We start from the raw sequence: 3110 nt of genomic DNA, 5'->3' as shown, positions 1-3110 counted from the left end.
GCCGTTCCTGACGGGCTTCGAGGGGTGATTTGAAGCCCAGCTTTTCAAGACGCCAGTCGCGATTGTATCGGTCCTTGAATTCAATGGCGGCGGCACGAACCTCCTCGAGATTTCTGAAGATGCGCCCATGAATAGCCTGTTCCTTCAGCGTCCGGTTGAACCGTTCGGCAACGCCGTTGGTCTGCGGCTCGGCGACGAAGGCGTAGCTCGGCGCAATGCCCCAGAACCGGATCTGGTCACGGAAGTCGTCCGAGGTGTATTGCGAGCCGTGATCCATGCGCAGCGACAGTCCGCGGCCCGAGTCTGCGACAACGCCACCGAACTCGCTGTGCAGCCCCTGGGAGATCGGCTCAAGCGCAGCGAAGCGGTCACCGATTTTCGCAGCATGGATGCCAGTACACATGCCATCGCAATGATCGACCGCCGAGAAGATCCACGCCATGCCGTCATCCACGGTCGCAATGCGCACGCCATCGGTGCCCCACATTTCATTCGGGCAATCGGTCGTGATCCGGCCGTCGTGAAGGTCGGGTTCGCCCCGCGCCTGACGATGCGGCGAGAGCAACCCGTGCTCGTGCATCAACCGCAGTACGCGGGTCCGGGAGACGCGGATGTCGCGCACGATGCGCAGCCGCGCCCAGACCTTGCGGTGCCCCTCGCCGATGAAGGGCGAAGCCGCCAGATCGTCGCGGATGGCCTGGAGCAGGTCGGCATCGGGCATCTTCGGTTTTGGTCCACGCCTGCGCGGCAGCATCGGCGTAACACTTGCGCTCGCCCTGGCACGAACTGCATAGATCGTCGAGCGCGGGAATTCGAGGACCTGGCAAACCCGTTGCAACCCAAAGGGCCTGCCTGCACTGACGGAGATCGCGTGGCTCATGTCGACGATCTCCGAGCGGTCAAAGGGCGACGGGTCTGCAGTTCACGCTCCTTGCGCAGAATCTCGTTTTCCATAGACAGCTCGCCCACGCGGCGCACAGCGTCATTGAGCCGGGCTTCCTGTGGATCGCTGGTCCGTGACTTCAGGCCGGCCTCCATGCCGGCCAGTGCCAGCTCACGCCATTGCTCAAGTTCGGCGATCGTCACGCCCACTTCACGGGACACGGAGTCGACCGGTTCGCCGCGCAGCAACCGAAGGACCACGCTACGTTTGCGGCCGCTCGACCAGCGTTTGACTTCGGCCGCGCCAGAGGCGCTTCCAGTCGCGCTACGCGCGCCTTCCAGCGCCACTGGCGCAACCCCTTTTGCATTGACTTTCTTCAACATCACCCGCTCCAGTTTGGAACACACGTTTTACCCCAAATCTGTGTCCAAAAAAACCGGAGGCGCCGCAAATCTAGCCTCGACAAGAACTGTAGAGTCCAATTTGTAATGTCCAGTTCGGGGGTGCGGCGCAAATCCTCGGAGCGAGGTACCGTAATTGCGCAGGATTGTCAGCGCGCCTTGTTCGGTGCACGCCGGAAAAGCAAGGCTTATGGCGATGGCTGTGTCGAGAAATTCGCCAGCATCGCTTCGAACGAGTGACGATCCCCGTGATCCTGCGTCAAGCGGACGCGTTCTTCCACCTCGGCCAAGTGCTCGTCCATCAACTGTAGCGCGAGTGCGCGATCTTTGACTCTCAACGCATTCAGGATCGCACGATGGTGGTCCGTGCCACAGTCGTCGTGATGGTCTTGCTCGTACAGGACCATCACCAGCGCGAGTCGCGCGATGACTTTCTCTAATAGCTCGGTCAGCACCTTGTTGCCACTGATACGGGCGATCTCGATGTGAAAATCCCCAGAGAGTTCTGCTTTGGCTTTTTCGTCGCCACCATGATGGATCGCATCTTCTCGATTAATAATCACATCAAGGCGATCAAAGTCCGCTAGCGTGCCGCGCTCGACGGCAAGGCCCAAAACCAGTCCTTCCATCGCTCTACGCGCTTCGAACAGTTCTTTTGCCTGTTCGATTGTCGGTTCCGCGACAAATGATCCCCGATTACGTTTGCGCTCCAGCAGATGATCGTGCTCCAGTATCCCAAGGGCACCCCTTACAACGGTGCGGCTGACTTTAAAGTGCTCCGCAATCGTGTCTTCCAAGATCTTCGCACCAGGTTTGAGTGCGCCCTCGCCGATAGCCGCCGCCAAGGTCGCACAGATCCGATTGCTGACATCTTCGCTGACATCGACCGATTCCCCGGCGAGTTCTCGCTCAGTGGCCGAACTTTTTGATCGGCGTTTTGCCGCGTTTCGCATACCAATCTCCGTGCATCATCAATCAATTCTGGTGCAACACATTGCACCAGAATTGCGAACGAACATAAAAACATAGTTTCGTAACTATGTTCAAAAGTATAAGCGCAAGAAAATAATTACATAAAAATCATATAGTTGCTGAGGTTTTTCGGGTTCAAAAATGCAGCATGGCACGGTGTCTGCATTAGGTTATTGGTCAGAGCGAACGTAAGTCCGCGACGAGCAATTTTTGCACAGTTTAGTTCGGTGACTCCGTCACGCACGGTGTTTTGATATCCGGGTGAGATCGACGCGGCGCGGAACGACGAATTTTATCGTCGCGGCGTCTTTTGCCGATTATTAACGAGACAGGAAACGAAAGTGAACGCTCATCCCTACCGTCAGCCATACCGCCGTATCGAATCCTTATTGAACGATTTTGAACCTGTTTTCGCTTTCACCGCACCGTTGCCATTGCCGCCTGAGGAGTTTGCCGAGCGGGTTCGCCGCATTCGTCGTGAAGCGGTGCTCGCCGGCCACGATGCCTTGATCATTCATGCTGGATCGGCCGGTTGGTTTCACGCCTCGAATCCCTATTTGCGTTATGTCTGCGACTGGATGCGGGAAGGTTTGCTCATCGTACCCACCGATAGCGACAAAGAAATGGTGCTGCTGTCGTTCTTTACGCAATCCGTCATTCTGCCGCCGGGTGGCGAGCCGGTCGGGGTCGAACAGATTTGGCAGATTGGTGCAATCGGCAGAGAGTATGCGGATCGACCCGGTTCGTCGATCGTGAAGACGACGGAAGCCGCGGCAAACCTTTTATCGGATCTCGGATTGTCCAACAGTCAGATCGGCCGTATTGGCGATCGGACAAGTGCGCCGATTTTTAGC

4 protein-coding genes are annotated in these 3110 nt (G+C 57.4%); 1 reads left to right on the top strand and 3 read right to left on the bottom strand.

The genetic code is table 11. From position 1 onward, the window contains the following. From ACFFAR_RS29255 to ACFFAR_RS29245, 3 genes are all read right to left on the bottom strand, one after another. Positions 1 to 721: transposase (locus ACFFAR_RS29255; RefSeq protein WP_375509018.1), on the bottom strand; the 721-nt coding region annotated here is incomplete at its 3' end. A 155-nt stretch (positions 722 to 876) separates the two neighbouring features. Continuing rightward, positions 877 to 1266, bottom strand: coding sequence for a hypothetical protein (locus ACFFAR_RS29250; RefSeq protein WP_375509017.1), 390 nt, complete (start codon positions 1264 to 1266; stop codon positions 877 to 879). A 206-nt stretch (positions 1267 to 1472) separates the two neighbouring features. Next, positions 1473 to 2237, bottom strand: a complete 765-nt coding sequence (locus ACFFAR_RS29245) for a GntR family transcriptional regulator (RefSeq protein ID WP_375509016.1) — start codon at positions 2235 to 2237, stop codon at positions 1473 to 1475. 360 nt (positions 2238 to 2597) lie between these two features. On the opposite strand from ACFFAR_RS29245, the gene ACFFAR_RS29240 reads away from it, so the two are divergent. Next, positions 2598 to 3110 (top strand): hypothetical protein (locus tag ACFFAR_RS29240; protein WP_375509015.1); only part of this gene is annotated, 513 nt, incomplete at its 3' end.

The sequence above is a fragment of the uncultured Caballeronia sp. genome, assembly GCF_964243625.1.
GTDB lineage: Bacteria > Pseudomonadota > Gammaproteobacteria > Burkholderiales > Burkholderiaceae > Caballeronia.
This window is presented reverse-complemented; position numbering and strand designations above follow the sequence as displayed.